Source organism: Vreelandella venusta, from assembly GCF_007989605.1.
Lineage (GTDB): Bacteria > Pseudomonadota > Gammaproteobacteria > Pseudomonadales > Halomonadaceae > Vreelandella > Vreelandella venusta.
This window is the reverse complement of record NZ_BJUL01000005.1, coordinates 53660-75324: the sequence shown is the minus strand read 5'-3', so window position 1 is coordinate 75324 and position 21665 is coordinate 53660. Positions and strand designations below refer to the sequence as shown.

Annotated in this window: 18 protein-coding genes; 13 read left to right on the top strand and 5 right to left on the bottom strand. The window is 54.6% G+C overall.

What is annotated here, in order from left to right; translation table 11 throughout:
• Positions 1-3: 3 nt before the first annotated feature.
• Both HVE01_RS07055 and HVE01_RS07050 read left to right on the top strand, forming a co-directional pair.
• Positions 4-1344, top strand: a complete 1341-nt coding sequence (locus HVE01_RS07055; protein ID WP_125749404.1) for a metallophosphoesterase — start codon at positions 4-6, stop codon at positions 1342-1344.
• Positions 1345-1626: an amphi-Trp domain-containing protein gene (locus HVE01_RS07050; RefSeq protein ID WP_125749407.1), complete on the top strand. Its 282-nt coding sequence runs from the start codon at positions 1345-1347 to the stop codon at positions 1624-1626.
• A gap of 29 nt (positions 1627-1655) precedes the next feature.
• Here HVE01_RS07050 and HVE01_RS07045 read toward each other — a convergent pair whose 3' ends face one another.
• A complete protein-coding gene (locus HVE01_RS07045) occupies positions 1656-3125 on the bottom strand; it encodes an amidase (RefSeq protein ID WP_146943217.1) in 1470 nt (489 codons plus the stop codon).
• A 125-nt stretch (positions 3126-3250) separates the two neighbouring features.
• Here HVE01_RS07045 and HVE01_RS07040 point away from each other — a divergent pair, with 125 nt between their 5' ends.
• The 5 genes from HVE01_RS07040 (at position 3251) to HVE01_RS07020 (ending at position 8337) form a co-directional block, all read left to right on the top strand.
• Complete coding sequence (locus HVE01_RS07040; RefSeq protein ID WP_146943215.1) at positions 3251-4171, top strand: beta-keto acid cleavage family enzyme; 921 nt, start codon at positions 3251-3253, stop codon at positions 4169-4171.
• Positions 4168-5124 (top strand): L-carnitine dehydrogenase, encoded by a 957-nt coding sequence (locus HVE01_RS07035; RefSeq protein ID WP_146943213.1) that lies wholly within the window; start codon positions 4168-4170, stop codon positions 5122-5124. The genes HVE01_RS07040 and HVE01_RS07035 overlap by 4 nt, the downstream gene beginning before the upstream one ends.
• Positions 5124-5579, top strand: a complete 456-nt coding sequence (locus HVE01_RS07030) for a thioesterase family protein (protein ID WP_146943211.1) — start codon at positions 5124-5126, stop codon at positions 5577-5579. Before HVE01_RS07035 ends, HVE01_RS07030 begins: the two co-directional genes overlap by 1 nt.
• A gap of 220 nt (positions 5580-5799) precedes the next feature.
• Positions 5800-7401 carry a BCCT family transporter gene (locus HVE01_RS07025; protein WP_146943209.1) on the top strand — a complete coding sequence of 534 codons (1602 nt, stop codon included), beginning with the start codon at positions 5800-5802 and terminating at the stop codon, positions 7399-7401.
• Between the two features lie 102 nt (positions 7402-7503).
• The gene (locus HVE01_RS07020; protein WP_146943207.1) at positions 7504-8337 is read left to right on the top strand and encodes an alpha/beta hydrolase fold domain-containing protein; all 834 of its coding nucleotides are present in this window, start codon (positions 7504-7506) and stop codon (positions 8335-8337) included.
• On the opposite strand, the gene HVE01_RS07015 is transcribed toward HVE01_RS07020, so the two are convergent.
• Both HVE01_RS07015 and HVE01_RS07010 read right to left on the bottom strand, forming a co-directional pair.
• A complete protein-coding gene (locus HVE01_RS07015; protein WP_146943205.1) occupies positions 8328-9275 on the bottom strand; it encodes an ABC transporter substrate-binding protein in 948 nt (315 codons plus the stop codon). The genes HVE01_RS07020 and HVE01_RS07015 overlap by 10 nt on opposite strands.
• A gap of 119 nt (positions 9276-9394) precedes the next feature.
• Positions 9395-10363, bottom strand: coding sequence for a GlxA family transcriptional regulator (locus HVE01_RS07010; protein WP_146943391.1), 969 nt, complete (start codon positions 10361-10363; stop codon positions 9395-9397).
• Positions 10364-10537: 174 nt separating this feature from the next.
• Between HVE01_RS07010 and hutC the strand changes: the two genes are divergently transcribed.
• Positions 10538-11254: a histidine utilization repressor gene (hutC, locus tag HVE01_RS07005; RefSeq protein WP_146943203.1), complete on the top strand. Its 717-nt coding sequence runs from the start codon at positions 10538-10540 to the stop codon at positions 11252-11254.
• A gap of 23 nt (positions 11255-11277) precedes the next feature.
• Here the strand turns inward: hutC and HVE01_RS07000 are convergent, their stop codons facing one another.
• Entirely contained in the window at positions 11278-12600 is a 1323-nt protein-coding gene (locus HVE01_RS07000) for a YjiH family protein (protein WP_244973732.1), read from the bottom strand.
• A 341-nt stretch (positions 12601-12941) separates the two neighbouring features.
• On the opposite strand from HVE01_RS07000, the gene hutI reads away from it, so the two are divergent.
• From hutI to HVE01_RS06975, 5 genes are all read left to right on the top strand, one after another.
• Positions 12942-14156: an imidazolonepropionase gene (hutI, locus tag HVE01_RS06995; protein WP_146943199.1), complete on the top strand. Its 1215-nt coding sequence runs from the start codon at positions 12942-12944 to the stop codon at positions 14154-14156.
• Positions 14146-15111: a formimidoylglutamase gene (hutG, locus tag HVE01_RS06990; RefSeq protein WP_146943197.1), complete on the top strand. Its 966-nt coding sequence runs from the start codon at positions 14146-14148 to the stop codon at positions 15109-15111. Before hutI ends, hutG begins: the two co-directional genes overlap by 11 nt.
• An 81-nt stretch (positions 15112-15192) precedes the next feature.
• Positions 15193-16872, top strand: coding sequence for a urocanate hydratase (gene hutU, locus HVE01_RS06985; RefSeq protein WP_125749437.1), 1680 nt, complete (start codon positions 15193-15195; stop codon positions 16870-16872).
• 26 nt (positions 16873-16898) lie between these two features.
• On the top strand, positions 16899-18449 hold the full coding sequence (gene hutH / locus HVE01_RS06980; protein ID WP_146943195.1) for a histidine ammonia-lyase: 1551 nt from the start codon (positions 16899-16901) through the stop codon (positions 18447-18449).
• A gap of 107 nt (positions 18450-18556) precedes the next feature.
• Complete coding sequence (locus HVE01_RS06975; RefSeq protein ID WP_125749444.1) at positions 18557-19903, top strand: Na+/H+ antiporter family protein; 1347 nt, start codon at positions 18557-18559, stop codon at positions 19901-19903.
• Between the two features lie 116 nt (positions 19904-20019).
• On the opposite strand, the gene alr is transcribed toward HVE01_RS06975, so the two are convergent.
• On the bottom strand, positions 20020-21279 hold the full coding sequence (gene alr / locus HVE01_RS06970) for an alanine racemase (protein ID WP_146943193.1): 1260 nt from the start codon (positions 21277-21279) through the stop codon (positions 20020-20022).
• Positions 21280-21665: the final 386 nt, after the last annotated feature.

Below are 21665 nucleotides of genomic sequence, written 5' to 3'. Positions count from 1 at the left end.
AAGATGGCGACGATAACCGCGTTGGACTTTATGCCAAAGATAAGCAAGCAACCGTATCATGATGCTATCTTGGCGCGCCTTCCGACAGATTGGGTCCCCTGGCCTAATGATCAAAGCTCGGTCAACCATGATGATGCATTGAGCACCTTTCTAAAGCGCTCACGAAAAAGTTGCTTTGCCTGGCCCAAGCAGCCTGTCGTATTTATCTCCGACCCTCACGCCGATGCCGAGGCTTTTGAAGCCTCATTAATTGCCGCAGGAGTGATTGAGCGGGATGGACCGCACCCGTGTGAATACGAGCTGACTAAGTTCGGTACAAAAGCGGAAATTGTGGTGGGTGGAGACTGCCTGGACAAAGGGCCGAGCAACCTGACGATGCTACGCAGTTTAGCTCACTTATACCGCCTCAACGCGAGCATCACCCTGCTTGCCGGCAACCATGATTTACGCTTGCTCATGGGGCTACTATCCCTGAAACGCGAGACAGATGCCGGAAGCCAGCATCTCTTTGTTCGCATGGGCAAGAAAGTGGTTCCACTGTTCAAAGAAGTCTTCGACCAGTACTTAGCCGATACTCAATGGGACAGAGAGATACCTTCTGAGGCTGCATGCCGTAAAGCCCTGTTCCCAAGCGAGGCATGGTTCGAGAACTTCCCTTTCTATGCCGCAGGTTTTCTTACCCCTGAAGGCATTGATCGTGAAATTAGCAAGATGGAGAGTAAAGCCCAGAGTTTCGAGGCACATTGCGCAAAAGCCGATCTATCACTCCAGCAAGTCTACGCAGCTGCCATGAAATGCCGCTCACTGTTCCTAAAACAATCAGGCGAGTTTGGCTGGTTTTTTCGCCGGATGCAGCTCGTAAAGAAGCGAGGCTCATTTCTGTTCCTGCATGCTGGTCTTGACGATAAGATGGCCGAACTACTCGCTAATCATGGCGTAAAACATGCCAACCAAGCCTTCAAAAAAAACCTGTTGAGCCAAAATTTATTCAGCTTTTATTATGGCTCACTCGCCAATACCTTCAGAACGAAATATCGCAAAGTCGACCTCCCCCTTACTCCGTACGGTGCCAGCGTTGCTCGCCGAGCGGGTATTCAAGTACTCGTTCACGGCCATATCAACCAGCACTTTGGGCAACGCGTAACGCTTAAAAACGGCCTCATCCATATCGAAGCCGATATCACACTGGATGCTCACTCCAGAAAAAATGAAGGGCTAGATGGCCAGGGCGTCGGTGTGACACTCATTGATAAAAAACGTGGTGTTATCGGCCTTAGCTGCGATTACCCTCAGGCAAAAGTGTTCAAACCCAACCACAAAGGCAAACTGGCGGGAGCGAACTAAATGAAGTCAAAAACTAAGTTCAGCCACGACTCACTACTGGATCGTCAGTCAACCCAAGCGCTTTTGGTCGCTCTGGCAAATGCCATCAAAGAAGGCGAATTAGCCTTTCAGGAAAGTGGCGATGACCTAGTGCTTTCACCTCAACAGCTATTGCAAGTTTCCCTGCGGGCAAGCGATGAAGGCGATAAACAGGAAGTGGAAGTGAAGATTAAATGGCGTACCAAAGAGAAAAAAATTTCCGATACACCACCAAAAATCAAAACCAGCGCCGGAAAACGGTGAGCTCATCAGCTATGCCCGCTAGGCGACCGCTACGCACTGCGCTCCATATCCGCCGCCAGCTGTAATAGTTGCTTATCCTCACCCAGGCGCCCCATCACTTGCACCCCAACGGGCAACCCATTGGCCGCCACATGGAAAGGTACCGACATAGCAGGCTGGCCAGTAAGATTCGCCAGTTGCGTGAACGGGGTGCGGCTGAGCGCATCTACCGCCAGGTGCTTTAACACCCCCGCTTTTAGTGCCAGCGCTGAAGCGCCTGGAACCGCTAACAGAGACATTAATCGCTCGCGAGCCGCCGAAGGATACAGCTCGCCTATTTTGGGAGCGGTATCCGCGGCTACCGGCAACACCAGGGCATCATAACGCTGGTGAAACTGGCTCATCTGCTCGGCAGCCTCGTGCCAATAGCGCTTGGCTAGCTCGTAATCTTTCGCCGACAGCTTAGCGCCCAGTCTGCCAACAGCGCGGGTAGACGGCTCAATGGCTAACCGATGCACCGGCACACCGGTTTGCTGGCTTACCCACTGAAGGTCAGCGGCTAAATGGCCAAGGTAGAGCGTCAGGTAACTATCAGCCAAGGCGTCACCATCAACCGGTGGTTCACACCACTCCACCTCATGCCCCATGTCGGCCAGTGCCTTGGCGGCCTTCTCAACCGCTATTTTCACATCGGTACTTAATTGGGTATCCAGTCCATAACTCAAAAAATTACCCAGCGATACGGCGATGCGTAGCGGCTTAGAGGAGGCCGATAAGGCATCCACATAGCCCGTTTCCCGCGGTACTGGGTAAGGGCCAGAAGGAGCCATGCCGTTAATCTGTTCTAGCAACGCGGCACTATCGCGTACGCTACGGGTGATGGCATGCTCGACCACTGCGCCCTGCCAAACTTCGCCGTGGGCAGGCGCTAACGGCACCCGCCCGCGAGAAGGTTTAAATCCGAACAAACCACAATAACTGGCGGGAATGCGGATAGAGCCACCACCATCGCCTGCCAACGCAATGGGCACCATCCCGCTAGCGACTGCCGCTGCGGCACCACCGCTTGAACCGCCTGGGGAATAGCCCTCTCGACATGGGTTTTGCGGGTGGGGAAACGCCTTAGGTTCTGTAATCCCCATTAGCCCTAATTCCGGCGTGGCCGTTTGCCCCATCACCACTAACCCAGCCGCCCGCGCACGCTGAATAAGCAGCGAATCTTGCTTAGGGCACCACGCTGATAAAGATGCACTTCCGAACGCCAGTGGCTCGCCTGCTAGCGCCATCAATAAGTCTTTACTTAGCGTGGGTACTCCAGCAAATACCGAGCTTTCCAACACGTGCTTACACTCGTGCCGCGCTTTTTCAAAGCGTGTTCGAACCACAGCATGAAGAGATGGGTTAAGCGTTTCAATCGCAGCCACTGCCGCATCGAACACCTCAACCTGGCTTACCTCTCGGCGGCGAATTAGCTCAGCAAGGCCAGTGGCGTCAAACGTTTGGTAATCCTCAAAATGCATCGCATTAACTCCACCTATCAATAACGACGCCTTATGCACACCCAACGTCGCTTAGTGTCAATTTCTATCTCGCTATTTAGCCATACTGAAGCACATTACTTAGAACTACTCTCAAGGAGCGGCCAATGAACCGCAACGTTATTTTAACTTGCGCTGTTACCGGCGCAGGCGATACCACCGGCAAAAATCCACATGTGCCTATCACACCTAAACAAATCGCTAACGACTGCATTACCGCCGCAAAAGCCGGTGCCAGCGTTGCGCATATCCACGTTCGTGACCCTGAAACCGGCGGCATCAGCCACTCTATCGATCATTTCCGCGAAGTAATGGAACGCGTACGCGAAGCGAACGTGGATATTGTCATGAACATTACCGCTGGCGGCGGCGGTGATTGGATTCCTGACGCCCAGGACCCCACTCGCGGCGGCCCCGGCACGGATATTCAGACGCCCGCCCAACGCCACGAACCAGTCGGTGAGCTTTTACCCGAACTCTGCACCCTAGACTGCGGCAGCCTGAACTTCGGCGATATGGTCTATGTGAACCCTGCCGACTGGCTACGCGAACACGCCCGCCTGGTGCAAGCGGCTGGCGTCAAGCCAGAGCTTGAATGTTTCGACCTGGGCCACGTTTGGTTCGCACGCCAGCTACAGCAGGAAGGTCTGATTGACGGTGATCCTCTTTATCAGCTTTGCTTAGGCATTCCCTGGGGCGCTGAAGCCGACACAGAAAGTATGCTAGCGATGCGTAATAAGCTGCCAGAAAATGCCCATTGGGCAGCCTTCGGCATCGGTCGCCACCAGATGCCCATGGTAGCTCAGGCGGTACTACTAGGTGGCCATGCCCGCGTCGGCCTGGAAGACAATCTCTTTCTCAAAAAAGGCATCCTGGCCACTAACGGCCAACTGGTAGAGCATGCCGCCACGCTAATCGACAACCTGGGTGGCCGAGTGATGACACCCGCAGAAACTCGTGTGCACCTCAACTTACGGGATCCGCATAGCAAGCATTCCTCCGCGCCAGCTACAGGGGGTCAAGCATGAGTCAACAGCTATCGGTTATAGGCACGGGCGTTATTGGCAATGGCTGGATCGCGCGCGCTCTGGCGCGGGGCTGGGACGTCGTGGCCTTTGATCCAGACCCTGATGCGCCACTGCGTACTCGCGCCTTTGTTGAGAATGCCTGGGGATCTTTGCAGCGCCAGGGCCTAGCCGAGGGTGCCAGCCCCCAGCGGCTGCGCTTCGTGGAAAGCCTTGAGTCAGCGGTTGAAGGCGCCGACCTGATCCAGGAAAACGTACCAGAGCGACTCGCGCTAAAGCGTGAGATACTTGCCGCTCTGGATGCCGCAGCAGCTCCAAATGTCTTGATCGGATCGTCAACATCCGGCTTCAAGCCCACCGATTTGCAACATGCCTGCACACGGGCACCGGGGCGTGTGATCGTCGCGCATCCCTTTAATCCCGTTTATTTACTGCCACTCGTGGAGCTGGTGGGCGGGGAAGCCACCACGTCTGACGAGCTAGCGCGTGCCCAGGCCCTCTACCAAACACTCGCCATGCGCCCGCTGGTCGTGCGCCGGGAAATCGAGGGGCATATTGCCGACCGTCTGATGGAAGCGCTCTGGCGTGAGGCGCTGCACCTAGTCAATGATGGCGTAGCAACAACCGAAGAGATAGATGCCGCCGTCGTCTACGGCTGTGGTTTGCGTTGGTCGCTAATGGGTACTTTTCTCACCTTTCATTTGGCTGGTGGCGAGTCAGGAATGCGCCACATGCTTGAGCAGTTCGGCCCAGCGTTAAAACTGCCGTGGACAAAGCTTGAAGCTCCCGAGCTTACCAACGAGCTTATTGATCGCGTGGTAGAAGGCTGCGAGCATCAAGCCGCCGGTCGCTCGGTGGCCGAGCTTGATAGCCGCCGTGATGACTTTCTTGTTGAACTGCTCGGCTTAGTACAAAAATATTGGCCTGAAGCCGAAGGTTTGGAAGGACGTATCTAATGATTATTTTGCAAAGCCGCGTTGCCTCAGAGTGGGTCGATTACAACGGCCATATGAACGACGCCGAATATGCCCGGGTCTTCTCATTGGCGGTAGAAGAACTCATGGAGCATATCGGCTTAGATAGCGCAGGCAGAGAATGCTACGGCTACACGATCTACACCCTTGAAACGCACCTTTGTTATCGCCGCGAGGCCCATGAAGGACAGCCACTCAGCGTGGAGCTGACCCTGCTGGATCACGATACCAAACGGCTACATATTTTCTTCAAGTTACAGGATGAGGCAGGCAATCTGCTTGCTACCAGCGAGCAGATGCTGATGGGCATTGATATCAATACCACTCGCCCTGCGCCTTTCCCTGCCCCCGTTGAAGAAGCCATTGCGGCTCTACCCCAAGCTGAGCCTTCGGTCTGGCCAGAGCTGGCCGGCCGCACTATTGCCATACGGCGATAACGGCACGGCACAACGGCATATCAAAACCACAGAGTAAAACCACATAGCAAAGCAACACTAAAAATAATGAGAACCGTCCGCCAGCGCGGACGGTTGACCGGGATTGCCGGCCCGACGTCCGGCCTAAGAGGACAAGCATATCGCTACGCCAACTCCCTCTCATCGACCCACGCCGCCTTCGCATTACAACTCACCCAAAGCCGAACTCAGTACTGACTACATGGTGACTGAACTCGCCCAAGGCGGTTTCTTCCAAGGCATGCACAAGGGAATGACGCTAACCGCTAGCGGCCTAGTGCTGCTCTTCGTACTTTTCACCGGGCTTGGCTCAGATACAGCGGGCAGCGTGTTCGGAGCAACACGCGCCTGGATTGAGAGCACGTTCAGCGGTTATTACCTAATTACCGTCATGCTGCTACTAGCGGTCTGCGCTTTCATTGTCTTCAGCCGCTATGGAAGCGTAAGGCTTGGCGCTGACGACAGCCGCCCAGAGTTCAGCAACTTTGCATGGTTCTCGATGCTCTTCTCAGCAGGTATCGGCATTGGCATCCTGTTTTTTGGCGTTGCTGAGCCTGTCTTCTATCTCGACAATACTGGCGCCTTTGGCTATCCCAACAATCCTCATGCCGACATGGCAGGTGCCGCCGCCATCGGTCACGAGCGCGCTATCGATGCGTTACGCGTCACCGTTTTTCACTGGGGCCTTCACGGCTGGGCTATCTACGTGATTGTCGGTATGTCGCTGGCGTATTTTGCTTATCGAAAAGGGTTGCCGCTAGCACTGCGCTCGGCGCTTTATCCTTTTATCGGTGAACGCATCTTCGGCCCTATCGGCCATCTTTTCGATATTCTCGGGGTACTCGGCTGCGTCTTTGGTGTGGCTACTTCGCTGGGACTTGGGGTTAGCCAAATGGCCGTTGGCTTAGAGCGGCTCATTGGTATCGACCCAGGGTTAAATACCCAGTTAATGCTTATCGCGGTTATCTCAGTTATCTCTATACTTTCAGCGGTATCCGGCGTACGCGCTGGTATTCGTCTTATTTCCGAGATGAATATCTGGGTGTCCCTAATAGTGGTGAGCATTTTCCTAATTGCAGGCCCCACGTTGTGGCTCATCATGGCATTCGGCGAAACCATGCTCGACTACGCTATCAATTTTATTCCCATGGGACTTTGGTACGCGGATGAAGAAGGCACCGCCGCTTGGCAACAAGGTTGGACAATCTTCTACTGGGGCTGGTGGCTAGCCTGGGCTCCTTTTGTCGGTCTGTTCATCGCGCGAATTTCTAAGGGACGTACGCTACGTGAGTTCGTATTGGGCGTTCTGTTAGTGCCAACTCTGATTATCTTTATCTGGCTGATCATCTTTGGCGGCAACGCCATGTATCAGGAACTCTACGCTACGGGCGGCCCTGCCAGCGCCGGTATCATCGAGCTGGTTAACGCTTGGAACCTACCCTCCGCACTGTTTGCTACGGCTGATGGCATTGTCGGCAGTGGCACGTTTGGCTGGATACTCTCCGCCATGATGGTATTTCTGCTAATGAGCTGGTTTGTCACCTCTTCAGACTCCGGCACGTTAGTGCTGACCACCATCTTATCGTTAGGTGACAATGAACCGCCTAAACGCTTCCGCGTGTTCTGGGGCGTGGTGATTGGTTTAGTAGCAGCGGTGCTGCTGATTGCCGGTGGTCTTACGGCGCTGCAAACAGCCCTTATTGCAGCCGCCCTTCCACTCAGTGTTGTCGTGCTAGTGATGACGGCTGGTGTGCTGATTTCGCTGTTCCGCGAGACGCTCGATGCACAGCGCAGAAGGCGTTGATCGAACAGTCCCGATGACATCAGGCGTGCTTAACGGCAGCGCCTGATTGCCAGCGAGAAAGCATCAAACCAACCCAGTAACGACTGACGGGTGACGCCGCTGATGGACATTAACACTTTTATCGCCCGCTTCGGTGCGGGCTTAAAAGATATCGAAAATGACGCTCCTGCAGTAGCACGCCAGCGCTACGACCAACTATGCCAAACGTTTGCACCGCCTAATCCGCCAGGCATGACAATCACTGACGAAGCGCGGGAAAATATCGTCATTCGACACTTTATCCCTGCATCCGCTCAGTTTGGCCAAGTGCTATACATTCATGGAGGTGGGTTTACCCTGGGATCTATCGACAGCCATCATGGGGTAGCAGCAAACCTAGCAGAGCAGCTAAAGCGTCACGTTATCAGCATTAGCTACCGCTTAGCGCCCGAGGCGAGCTACCACAACATGCTAGAAGACTGCTTCAAGATTGCTAAAGCCATAAAGCCCATTGCAGTAGTCGGTGACAGCGCTGGCGGTCGCATAGCCATAGATTTAGCCCCCTTACTGCATCATTCTGTGCTGTTAGGACTCATCTATCCGCCGGTCGGCAAACTAAATCAGCAGACGCTGGGAGCCGATGCGCCGTTACTTAGCCGACATGATGTTTTGTCGCTCATTGCCTACTGCCCATGGATTGAAAACCACGTCGATACATTTCCACCAAACATGCAGATTGAGGTTCTTGCAGTTGAGCACGATCCTTTAACCGCACCGCTTGAAAAAGCCATTGCGTCCTGGCGGAACAGCAGCATGCAGATAGGCTATCGCTGTGCAAAAAACATGGTTCATGCGGCACTACATGCCCACGCGAACCTGCCTGAAATGCAAAGCGCTTGGCAAGATTTTTGCCAAGCGCTTAACAAGCGGTTAACACAAAATAGTGGCTATTGGTAAGTCGAACGCACCGCCTGTATCGCAGGCTGCCCATCTTTAGCCATTACCCCATCTAGCCATGTCTCTACGGTGTCTAAATTAGCACCAATCCACTCAGACGCTACCTCGTCAGCGGGACGATCCTCATAGCTGTAGTCATGCACCCACGCGTTTTGATCTTCAATATCCACTACATATTGCGAAAGAAAACGATGCAACTGAGGGTCTTCCTCAGCCATATTGGCCGGCACGATGGTCCAAACCGTACTCTCAATTTTGGCTATGCCCGCCTCATCGGCATCATCCAGATAAGCCATGTCAAAGCTGACATTCATCCAGTGGGGCTCCCAACCAACAAAAGTCACCCACTCTTCATTCGCCATCTTTTGCTCCGCCTGCGCCAGCATAGCGGCAGTAGAGCTTTCACGTAGACGCCAATCTCCTAAATCTGCAATGTCATTATCAATAGCCGCCAGAATGGCGGTATTAATCCCGGTGCCCGCCTCGATGCCCTGAATTTCACCGCCAAAGCGGTCGCGGTAGGCGTCCAGGTCGGCCACCGATGTTACACCGGCATCATAAACATACTGAGGAACCACCAGACCAGAGCTCGCCCCCTGGATATTGGAGACCACTTTTTCAATTTTATCATCAGCCACCAGAGGCTCTACCATATCGGTTTGCACCGGATACCAGCCGCCCAGATAGACGTCCACATCGTTGCGCGCTAGCCCCTCAAGAATCACGCTTACGGCCAAGTCACGCTGACTTGTTTGATAGCCCATCGCTTCCATCAGCTGCGCTGCTACTTCAGATTTCACGGTGACACCTGGCCAGGGAGGAACACCAAACCGTACTTCATCAAGGTCGGCTGCGGCGGGCCCTGACAAGGCAAGCGCTGCCACCCCAGCGGCGCTAAGTGCTGACATACCCTTAAAACCAACGAGTGCGTTCTTCATTATAATGTCCTCTTTTGGCAATATACCGCACCAAGTTTGACGACTAGACAACAATGGAAACGACACAAAGCGACATTATCTACGCGTAAAACGACAGAGCTGCGTCGTTCATCGCTCAGTTAGCGGCCCTGTTGGCGTGCCTCTATCGGTGAGCAGCCAAAGCAAGCACGAAACGCTCTGGCAAAGCTCGAACTAGAGCTAAAGCCGCAGGCTACCCCGATGGCGAGTACGCTCATATCAGTTTCATTCAATAAACGCCTTGCCCGCGCCAAACGAAGTGACAAGTACCACTGGCGCGGTGTTTGATGAAGATGATCCTCAAACAACCGCTGCAGCTGACGAGATGACACACCGCTTCGGCGTGCAATCTCAGCCAAAGCAAGAGGCTCCTCTAAATGTCTTTCCATCAATGCAACGGCTTCCACTAAACGCCGGTTATGAGTGCCTAACCGTTGCGCTAACGACATCCGCTGCTGGTCGCTGCGGCTGCGTAACCGCTCATGAATAAGCTGCTCCGAGACATCGACGGCTAATTTGCTCCCGTGACGCCTGGCGATGACGGCTAAGGCCATATCCATGGCTGCGGCACCGCCCGCACAGGAAAAACGCCGCTCCCCTATCTCAAATAACTCGTCGGTGGTTTCAATCGTTGGAAAACGCTCACGAAAGACCGGCAAGCTTTCCCAATGCAACGTGACCCGCTCCCCCTTCAATAACTGAGCGGCGGCTAATATAAACCCTCCGGTGTCCAATCCACCTAGGGCACATCCGGCTTGATCAAGCCGATGTAGCCATGACATGAGCGCTCGGCTTAAATGGTCTTCAGGCTCAAAGCCGCTACATACAGCCAACGATGGCAGGTCGAGACCACCACCCATGGTCTGATCGACTAATAGCGTCATGCCATTGCTTGCGGTGACAGGCTCACCATCACGACTAAATAGCGTCCACTCAAACAGCGTTTGGCCGCTGATACGATTGGCTATGCGTAGCGGCTCTACCGCAGAAAAAAATGCCATCATTGAAAAGCGCGGTAATAATAAAAAACCAACGCGCTCTGGCAGTGCTCCAGAATAGTTTAGGCGCAAAATAACTCCTAAAATAAGCGCTTTCTTATCGATGCTGACGATTACTAAACGCATCAGGCAACGCCAATAAATCCGCGTACATAATACACGCCCAACCAGCAACAGGATGCCCTGGGCCTTTGCACAAGGTACACTGGATATAGTTAGACATTAGATTCATTTGAAAGGCACTTCATGACCAGCGCTCCCCCACTTTATCTGCAAATACAGCAGCACCTGTTAGAGAAAATCCAGGGCGGTGCCTGGCCAGCACACCACCAGATCCCTCCCGAAGAGCAACTTGCCCGAGATTTTGGGGTAAGCCGAATGACGGCTAATAAAGCGATTCGTGATCTCGTCCATAAAGGCTACCTAACACGCCAGCCCGGGTTAGGTACCTTCGTGACAGACCGCAAGGCAGAGTCATCGCTGGTCGAGGTCTACAATATTGCCGACGAAGTGCGCTGCAGGGGGCACCATTACAGTAATCGCGTACTGGTATGTGAAGATATTGAAGCGGATGACGAAGTCGCCTTACGGCTAGGCGTTCGCCTGGGTAGCCGCGTGTTTCAAACGCTGCTGGTGCATTTGGAAAACGACACGCCTATTCAGCTTGAAAACCGTTATGTTAACCCGCGTTGGGTACCCAACTACTTGACCAGTGATTTTTCACTGCACACACCCAATGAAGTATTGGTAGCGGCCTGCCCGATTACTGACGTCGAGCACATTGTTGAAGCCGTGCTTGTCGACCAGCAAACTGCCAATTGGCTTGCTATTGATACCGCCACCCCCTGCCTGAGCATGGTACGGCGCACCTGGTCAGGCGAGCAGCTCATCAGCTATGCCCGCCTGCTGCATCCAGGCGACCGCTACAAGCTGCGCTCCTCGGTGCATCGCCAAGCGTCATAATGAAGGGCTTGGCTGATAAAGACCTAGCTAATAAGAGCTTGCACCAAATACCCGGTGGGTATGGCGAGCATCAAGCTTAATGCAACGCGAATAAACCACACCACCACCATGCGCCCTACAGAAAGCGGAATGCTCGTAGAAAGAATGCAAGGAATCGAAGCGGAGAAAAACAACACAGCGGATACTGAGACAACGCCTGCAGCAAAACGCGCGACGAAATCCGCTTCTGCCATTAACAGTGCCGGTAAAAACATTTCGGCAAGGCCAGCAGCGGATGCCTGGGCAAGTGCAGCCGCATCAGCAATGCCCCACACAGCCACAAAGGGGTAAAACAACCAACCCAGCCACTCAAATAGCGGCGTGTATTTAGCCGCAAGCAAGCCTAGCAAGCCCACCGACATGATCGAAGGTAGGATGCTAATCGCCATCACTAGCCCTTCTTTAAAGTTGATCGCGACACTTCTATGCAACGCCGGTGCTCGAACGGCCACTTCCAATCCGGTCTGCCATGCCGTTAGCAAGCGTTTGCCTGGCACCGCCGTCGGTTCACCATCGTCAGCGCTGTCATCCATACGCGATAATGGCGGCAAACGAACGGTGACCGCCGTGACGATAAACGTGATCACTAACGTTAACCAAAAATAGGCGTTCCACACCGCCATTAAATCCAGCGTGCGCGCCACAATAATCATGAACGTCGCCGAGACGGTAGAGAAACCCGTGGCGATAATAGCCGCTTCCCGCGCGGAATACTGCCCCGCCTGATACACCCGGTTGGTAATCAATAATCCGATAGAGTAACTGCCCACGAATGAGGCAACCGCATCGATTGCCGAGCGTCCTGGCGTTCGCCAAATGGGCCGCATGACGGGTTGAACCAGCACACCAATAAGCTCAAGCAACCCATAACTGATCAACAAGGCCAGGAAAATCGCGCCAATAGGAACGATCAAACCAACGGGGATCACCAGCTTTTCAAACAGGAACGGCAGCATATCCGGTTCATGCAGAAAGGCAGGCCCCCAGCCCGTCAGCGCCATCAGGGCAGCCATTACCCCAAGCAGTTTCAGTGCGGTAAAAATGCGCTCGGTAACGTTTCGATTCCAGTAGCCTCGAATCAACGGGTACGCAGCCCCAGCGGCAATCAGCGCCAGCGCATAGAAGCCGCTTGCATCTCCTAGCCAGCGTCGGGAGCCGGTCACCATATGATCGAGCAATATAGTGCTGCGACCGCCAATTTCGACAGGCACGAAGAAAATCAAAATCCCCAGTGCGCTTGGCAAAAACAGTTTGAGGATCAGCGCGGCACTGGGCCGCTGACGGGTTGTGGTATTGGGGGGGAGCATGGGCATGCCTCTTGTTGTGTAACAGCGTTTAGTGAGCCTTCCACGTATCTTCAACACTTAATGTATATACATATACACGCCAATTGAAGAGCACCCCCAGCCAATATAAATAGACATTAGTCTAATAAATCAGTCTAAAAATAGTCTTCATTAACCTAAAAAAACACATAACAAACTGTTTAAAATACCAAAAGCAAAAATATCTCACCTTTTCATGCATTCCACCCTTCTCTCTATTTTGTAACAAGCAGCTTGACGAATCGGCTCATATTGACCTTAATTGTATATACATTAAGATTTGAAAATAAATTTTTGCACATCGCCTTTGAAAGGAGCTCCTCATGCCGAATGCAACGAATCGTCGCCTCTGGCGCGATATCAGCGTCTTCGATGGCTTGCAGACATTGCCCGACCGCATGGCCGTTATCACCCAAGGGGCACACATCATCACTCTGTCGCCCATGAGCGAGTTCGACGAGCAACTCGCCCATCACTGCACAGAGATGGGCAGTGGCGGTGTGATGACTCCGGGTCTTGTGGATTGCCACACCCACCTTGTCTTTGGCGGTTCTCGGGCTGAAGAGTTTGAAGCGCGGCTTGAAGGGGCTAGCTATGAAGAAATTGCTAAACGCGGTGGCGGCATTCTCAGTACCGTTCGTGCCACCCGTGAGGCGAGTGAAGATGAGCTGCTAAGACTCGCGAAACCGCGTCTTGAAGCACTGATTGCCGACGGTGTTACCACCGTGGAGATTAAGTCTGGCTACGGGCTTAGCGTCAAAGATGAACTCAAGATGCTGCGTGTTGCGCGCCGTCTCGGCAAGATGCTGCCAGTTAACGTCGTCACGACACTGCTGGGTGCCCATGCCCTTCCCCCAGAATACAAAGATGACAGCGACGGCTATATCGATCTTGTCTGCCAGGAAATGATCCCCGCCGCAGCGGCCGAAGGCTTAGCAGATGCGGTTGATGTGTTCTGCGAGAAAATCGCCTTCTCGGTGGAGCAGTGCGAGCGAGTGTTTGCAGCCGCCGAGGCCCATGGCTTACCCATTAAGGCTCACGCCGAGCAGCTCTCTAACCTGGGTGGCACGGCCATGGCCGCGCGCCACGGAGCCCTATCTGCAGACCACATTGAGTATCTGGATGACACTGGCATCGCCGCCATGCGTGAGGCCGGTAGTGTGGCAGTAATCCTACCCGGTGCCTTCCATACCCTCCGTGAAACGCAACAACCGCCGATTGCGGCGCTGCGCACCGCTGGCGTTCCGATGGCGGTGGCAACCGACGCCAACCCCGGCAGTTCCCCACTGTTTATGCCCACGCTAATGCTCAACTTGGCCTGCACGCTGTTCCGCCTGACTCCCCAAGAGGCACTGGCGGGCATGACAGCCCATGGGGCAACTGCGCTAGGCCTATCGGGCAAAGGTCGCATCCACGAAGGTGCAGAAGCCGACCTCTGTGTATGGGATATCGATGCACCCGCTGAGCTCGCTTACGCCGTACAACCAGGACGCCTTCGTCAGCGTATGTTCCAGGGAGTGCTTACCCATGGCCAGTAACAGTCAAGCCACTGCCCCTGAACTCGACATGTCGCCCTGGACGGGCCGAACAGACCCAGAACCCAACAGTGAGCGCTGGCATCAAAAGATCCAACCGCTCAGCCCAACGGCAGCGCCGGGCTGTGCTTTATTAGGTTTTGAAAGCGATGCCGGTGTAGCCAGAAACCAGGGGCGTACCGGTGCCGCGCAAGGCCCTTCGGCACTGCGTAAAGCGCTAGCACCACTGGCATGGCACCGTACAGGTCCAGCCTATGATGCGGGAAATGTCCGCTGCGAAGGCGATGCCCTGGAAACCGCCCAACAAGCCCTCGCCGATCGATTAGCAGCGTTACTGAAGGCCGAACACTTTCCCGTTGTGCTAGGTGGCGGCCATGAGGTGGCCTACGGCAGTTGGCTGGGGCTTGCCCAGCATCTCGCTGATAACGGCGAGAAAGCACCACGCATCGGCATTATCAATTTTGATGCCCACTTCGATCTGCGCGACCCAACCCACGTGCGCTCTTCGGGCACCCCCTTCACGCAAATTGCTGATGAATGCGCCAAGCGCGGCTGGCCGTTTCGCTACGCCTGCTTAGGCGTAAGCCGCGCTGCCAACACCCGCGCACTGTTTAACCGTGCTGCACAGCTCGGCGTCATGGTTCGTGAAGACCGGGACTTCCAACCGGCGCAGCTTGAGTGTATCCGGCGCGACCTGGAGCGCTTCATGGTGCGTTGCGACCACCTCTATCTGACCATCGATCTGGATGTCCTGCCCGCTGGGGACGCCCCTGGCGTCAGTGCCCCCGCCGCTCGCGGCGTCTCACTCGCGCTGTTAGAACCACTGATTGAGACCATCCGCGACAGCGGCAAGCTGCGCTTAGCCGATCTCGCCGAGCTAAATCCCGATCACGATATCGATAGCCGTACCGCCCGCGCGGCAGCACGAATTGTCTTTCAGTTGGCGCTAGATACCTAGCGCCCTGAATTAACAAATCAATCAATTACTAGCCAATAACTAATTAACTAACAAAAACCGCCAAACCAGAGGAACCAGGTCATGTTACCGAACGATAAACGTCACGACGCTTCCCGCAAGATTGCTGCCCCTACCGGTAGCCAACTCAGCTGCAAAAGCTGGCTGACCGAAGCCCCGCTGCGCATGCTAATGAACAACCTCCATCCTGACGTGGCTGAACGCCCCGAGGACTTGGTGGTGTACGGCGGTATTGGCCGCGCCGCACGTGATTGGGAGTGCTACGACAAAATCGTTGAGACCCTGCAGCGCCTGGAAGACACGCAAACCTTGTTGGTGCAATCCGGCAAGCCGGTAGGCGTATTTGAAACCCATAAAGATGCCCCGCGGGTACTTATTGCCAACTCCAACCTGGTCCCCGCCTGGGCCAACTGGGAACACTTCAACGAGTTGGATCGCAAAGGCCTAATGATGTACGGCCAGATGACTGCAGGCTCATGGATTTACATCGGCTCTCAAGGCATTGTCCAAGGCACCTACGAAACCTTTGTGGAAGCAGGCCGCCAACACTTCGACGGCAACCTGACAGGTCGCTGGGTTCTCACTGCAGGCCTGGGTGGCATGGGAGGCGCTCAACCGCTCGCTGCCACCTTGGCCGGCGCCTGCTCGCTGAATATCGAGTGCCAGCAAACCAGCATCGATTTCCGCCTGCGCACACGCTACCTGGATGAGCAAGCCGATGATCTCGACGATGCCTTAGCGCGTATCGAACGCTACACTGCCGAAGGCAAAGCCGTCTCGATTGGCCTATGTGCGAATGCGGCGGATGTACTACCCGAACTGGTTAAGCGTGGCGTGAAGCCCGACATGGTCACTGACCAAACCAGTGCCCACGACCCGCTACACGGCTACCTGCCTGCAGGCTGGACCTGGGAAGAGTACGTGGCACGTGGTAAATCCGAACCACAAGCCACCGTCAAAGCGGCCAAGCAGTCGATGGCTGTACATGTACAAGCTATGCTCGACTTCCAAAAGATGGGTGTGCCCACCTTTGATTACGGCAACAATATTCGCCAAATGGCTCAAGAAGAAGGTGTTGAAAATGCCTTCGACTTCCCTGGTTTTGTACCCGCCTATATCCGCCCCTTATTCTGTCAGGGAATTGGCCCCTTCCGCTGGGCCGCGCTTTCAGGCGACCCGGAAGACATTTACAAAACCGATCAAAAAGTCAAAGAGCTGATCCCTGACGACCCGCACCTGCACAACTGGCTGGATATGGCACGAGAGCGCATCAGTTTCCAAGGCCTTCCGGCACGTATCTGCTGGGTCGGCCTGAAAGATCGTGCGCGTCTTGGTCAAGCCTTCAACGAGATGGTCAAAAACGGCGAGCTTAAAGCACCCGTGGTGATTGGCCGTGACCACCTGGACTCCGGTTCCGTGGCAAGCCCCAACCGCGAGACCGAATCGATGATGGATGGCTCCGACGCGGTCTCCGACTGGCCGCTGCTGAATGCGCTGCTAAACACCGCTGGTGGCGCGACATGGGTATCGCTACACCACGGTGGCGGTGTCGGCATGGGCTATTCACAGCACTCCGGGGTGGTTATCGTCGCCGACGGCACCGATGATGCCCACGCACGCCTTGGCCGCGTGCTGCGCAACGACCCGGGTACTGGCGTTATGCGCCATGCCGATGCAGGCTACGACATTGCCAAACAATCTGCCCGTGAAAACGGCCTCGATTTGCCGATGCTGAACAGCTAACTCAACAACGACAAGGAGCACTAATAATGACCCATCTCGACATTCAGCCCGGCAAAATGACACTGGCGCAAGCGCGCCAGGTCTTTCAATCCCCCGTCACGGTTAGCCTGCCTAGCAGCGCTGACGAGGCAATCCAAAAAAGCGTCGACTGCGTCAATCGGGTGGTCGAGGAAAACCGCACGGTCTACGGTATTAACACCGGGTTTGGGCTGCTTGCTCAAACACGTATCGCCGATGAAGACCTGGAAGCACTGCAGCGCTCGCTAGTGCTTTCTCATGCCACCGGCGTGGGCGCTGCGATGGATGACAGCCTTGTGCGGCTGATCATGGTAATGAAAGTGAATAGCCTGGCACGCGGTTTTTCCGGTATTCGTCGTGAAGTCCTTGATGCCCTTATCGCATTGATCAATGCCGAGGTGTATCCGCATATTCCGCTCAAAGGTTCTGTGGGTGCGTCAGGTGATCTCGCGCCGCTGGCCCATATGAGTGTGGTACTGATTGGCGAAGGCAAAGCACGCCACAAAGGCGAATGGCTCAGCGCTGAAGAAGCGCTAAAAGTCGCCGGTCTTAGCCCGATTGCACTAGCCCCGAAAGAGGGCCTAGCGCTGCTCAACGGCACCCAGGTGTCAACGGCTTACGCGCTACGCGGCCTGTTCGATGCCGAAGACCTCTATGCTGCCGCCACGGTTTGCGGCTCACTGACGGTTGAAGCCACGCTGGGCTCACGCTCACCTTTCGATGCGCGCATTCATGAAGTACGTGGCCAACGTGGCCAGATCGATGCGGCGTCGGCCTATCGACATTTACTCGGCGAGAGCAGCGACATTGGCAACTCCCACGCCAACTGCGATAAAGTACAAGACCCTTACTCCTTGCGCTGCCAGCCCCAGGTGATGGGTGCAGCGTTGACACAGATTCGCCATGTTGCCGACGTATTGGCGGTGGAAATCAACGCGGTGTCTGATAATCCCTTAGTTTTTACTGACAGAGGGTTTGAAGATACCGACGACATCATCTCCGGTGGCAACTTTCATGCCGAACCAGTGGCCATGGCGGCTGATAACTTAGCTTTGGCGATTGCCGAAATTGGCTCACTGGCGGAACGCCGCATCTCGCTGATGATGGACAAACACATGTCTCAGTTACCGCCCTTCCTGGTCGAGAAAGGCGGCGTAAACTCTGGGTTTATGATCGCCCAGGTAACGGCAGCCGCGCTTGCCAGTGAAAATAAAGCCTTAGCGCACCCGCATAGCGTGGATAGCCTGCCGACTTCAGCCAACCAGGAAGACCATGTATCCATGGCCCCGGCGGCGGGTAAGCGGTTATGGGAAATGGCCGATAATGTACGCGACATTCTAGCCATCGAGTGGCTCTGTGCCTGCCAAGGGCTTGATATGCGCCACGACTTAAAGACAACACAGCAACTTGAGCAAGCCAAGCAGTTGCTGCGTGAACATGTCACGCACTACGAACAGGACCGCTTCTTCGCGCCAGACATTGAAGCCGCCAGCAGCTTGTTGTCAGCCAGAACGCTGAGCCACCTGCTTCGCCCTGGCACCCTGCCAAGCCAGCACTAAGCGGTCACTCCTGCCCCGTAGCAACAGGCTGCGGGGCTTCACCGCATTCAATTCCAGCTAAATCACATTCCAGCTAATTCTAACTCCAACGACAAGAGTAGCTATTCATGAATGCTATCGTTTTGGCCATTTTAGTAATGGTCAGCCTCAGCTTGGCTCGCGTTTCCGTTGTCTTTGCCTTAATCGTCGCAACGTTGGTGGGTGGGCTTTATGCGGGCATGCCGATCAATGCCATCCTTGATGCCTTTAACGACGGTCTTGGCAACGGCGCCACTGTAGCCCTAGCCTATGCTGTGCTGGGTGCTTTCGCCGTCGCGCTCTCACGCTCGGGCATCACCGAAGTAATGGCAAACCGCGCCATTGCGCGTTTTCATGTTGATGATTCTGGCAGTAGTCGCCGCATGGTGACCTATACCCTACTGGCCGCCCTATTAGCCGCGGCGGTCAGCTCTCAGAACCTTATTCCGGTACACATTGCCTTCATTCCTGTCCTGGTTCCGCCGTTACTGAAACTGATGAATCACCTTAAGCTCGACCGCCGACTCGTTGCTTGTGTGATTACCTTCGGTATTACCGCCCCTTATATGCTGTTACCAGTAGGGTTTGGCGCTATCTTTCTGAACGATATTTTGCTCACCAACCTCAATGAAAGTGGTGCCGAATTTGGCCTAGAAGTCACCCGTCAGATGGTGCCCATGGCAATGGTGATTCCTATTGGTGGCATGGCATTGGGCCTTGCCGTAGCAGTATTGTTTAGCTATCGCAAAGGGCGTAACTACCAAGACCGAGACCTGGCCAAGGGCGATGAAACCCCAGCGCAAGCGGCCCAGCATTTGCAAGGTTGGCAAAAAGCCGTACTGGCAATCGCACTGGTTGGCACCGTGGCCGTTCAGCTCTACACCGGCTCAATGGTGCTGGGGGGGATTTTTGGCTTTGCGCTGCTCTCTTTAAGCGGCGTCTTTAGTTGGCATGAGCAGGATGGCATCTTCACTGAAGGCATGCGCATGATGGCCTTGGTTGGGTTCATTATGATCACCGCGGCGGGCTTCGCCAGTGTGATGCAGGCCAGTGGCGAGGTTGAAGCGCTGGTCAGCAGCTCTACAGAAGTCATTGGTGATAATAAAGGCTTGGCAGCGCTGATTATGCTGCTTGTGGGCCTTTTCATTACCATGGGTATTGGCTCCTCCTTCTCAACAATCCCAATTATCGCATCGCTATACGTACCACTCGCACTTAACTTTGGTTTTTCGCCACTCGCTACCGTGGCGCTGGTAGGCACCGCAGCCGCCTTGGGCGATGCAGGCTCTCCGGCCTCCGACTCAACGCTTGGCCCAACCGCCGGTCTCAATGCCGACGGCCAGCACGACCATATTTGGGACAGCGTTGTTCCGACCTTCCTGCACTACAATATTCCGCTGATTGCCTTTGGCTGGATAGCCGCGATGATCCTATAACGCTCAGCCCCGCTTTTCAGCGCAATAATCCTTCCCCAAAACGCAGCCACCCCGCTCAGTTGAGCGGGGTGGTGTCGTCAGCAAACACAGTACATTACTACCTGTATTAGCAATAATTACTCGCTATCTGTCTCTGTCCCTGTATCGCTATCGCTTGGACGCAACACCTTCGGGTTAGAGTTTCCCCATACCGTGTAAAGATCGGCAAGTAGCGCGCCATTAAGGTCTTCAAGTTCTCCAATGGTAATTCGCTCGTCACCCTGAAGTCCGTAAAGTACCACTTCATCGCCCGGTGCCACGCCCTCGACATCCGTCACGTCTACCATGGTCGTGTTCATTGACACTTTGCCCATGACCGGCACACGCTCACCGTTGACCAGTACAAAAGCAGCGTCTGTGAAAACGCGCCGGTAGCCGTCAGAATAGCCAACAGGCAAGTTCGCCAATAAGCTATCGCGCTCCAACACCCTGACATTATCGTAACCAACGCCACTGCCTTGCGCGTAATCGTTAACCGACGCTACCCGCGTGCGAAACGACATCACCGGTTTGAACTGCTCATAATGGGGTAGATCGCCATACAGCAAGCCACCCGGGCGTACCATATCAAGGCGTGCTTCAGGCACTTCCATGGTGGTAAATGAGTTGGCGGCGTGAAGCGTTAGCGCCTCGCGATCCAGATTAGCCGTCTCGATTAACCAGTCACTTTGTTCATGAAACGCCGCTAACCCCTGACGAACAAAATCTTCGTCCTCAAAGGCAAAGTGGGTCATGATGCCCACCAGCTCTAACGACGCTAAGTCTTGAAGCTCTAACGCTTCCTGGCGACCGGCTTCACTATCAAGCGCCATGCCATTGCGTCCCATACCGCCGGCATTAAGGCCCAAATGATAGCGCAGTGTCACCCCTGCCTCAGCGGCATCGCTGGAGGCTTGGCGCGCAGCCGTTATATCGCCAAATAACTCTTCCATGCCGTAATCGAAGGCACCGCGCACTTCTTCTGGTGTCGCACTACGCACGCGCATTAAACGCCCATCGAAACCAGATGCCCGAACAACTCGCGCTTCTTCGTTACTCGCCACACCAATACAAGGAATACCTAACGCAATCACGGAAGGCATTAAATTAGCAATGCCGTGACCATAGGCATCGGCTTTCATAATGGCGCAAAGCTCCGCTTCTTCGCCCAATAATTCCAGAACACCGCGCACGTTCCCTTCAAAAGCCGATTGCGAGATTTCTACCCAGGCATTGGCACTCAAGTGTTCCGGGCTATCGACGAGCAATGCTTGGTCGCTCAGCAACGGCGCCGCATAGCTGGTTGTGGTAACGGTGGCAGCAACAGCGGCAGCTAACAGGGTTAGTGGATATTTCATTATCAGATCCTTGATTCGTTTTCATTGTTAAGACCCCACCGCTCACACTACCCCTACTAAACAATTCTTAACGATAGCGCGTGCCGCGTTTATTAAAAAAAGCAGCGCTAGGACGCAATAACCCGAAGAGAAGGAAAGCTCTTTCGCTGATTGCTCTGCCTGTAGGCGGGGCAGCTCTTCTGCTTGGCATGTATTCAAGTCTGCGTGTATTCAAGCGCCAAAACTCATTAAAACCCGCAAGCATTCCAAGCTCTGTTTCAAACCCTGTTTCAAGCTCTGTCTCAAGCCCTGTCTCAAGCGCTGTCTCAAGCGCTGTCTTAAGTGCTGTCTTAAGGCCTTACCCAAAGAGGATTTAGGCCAATAGCAGACTCGACGACCTGTTGGCT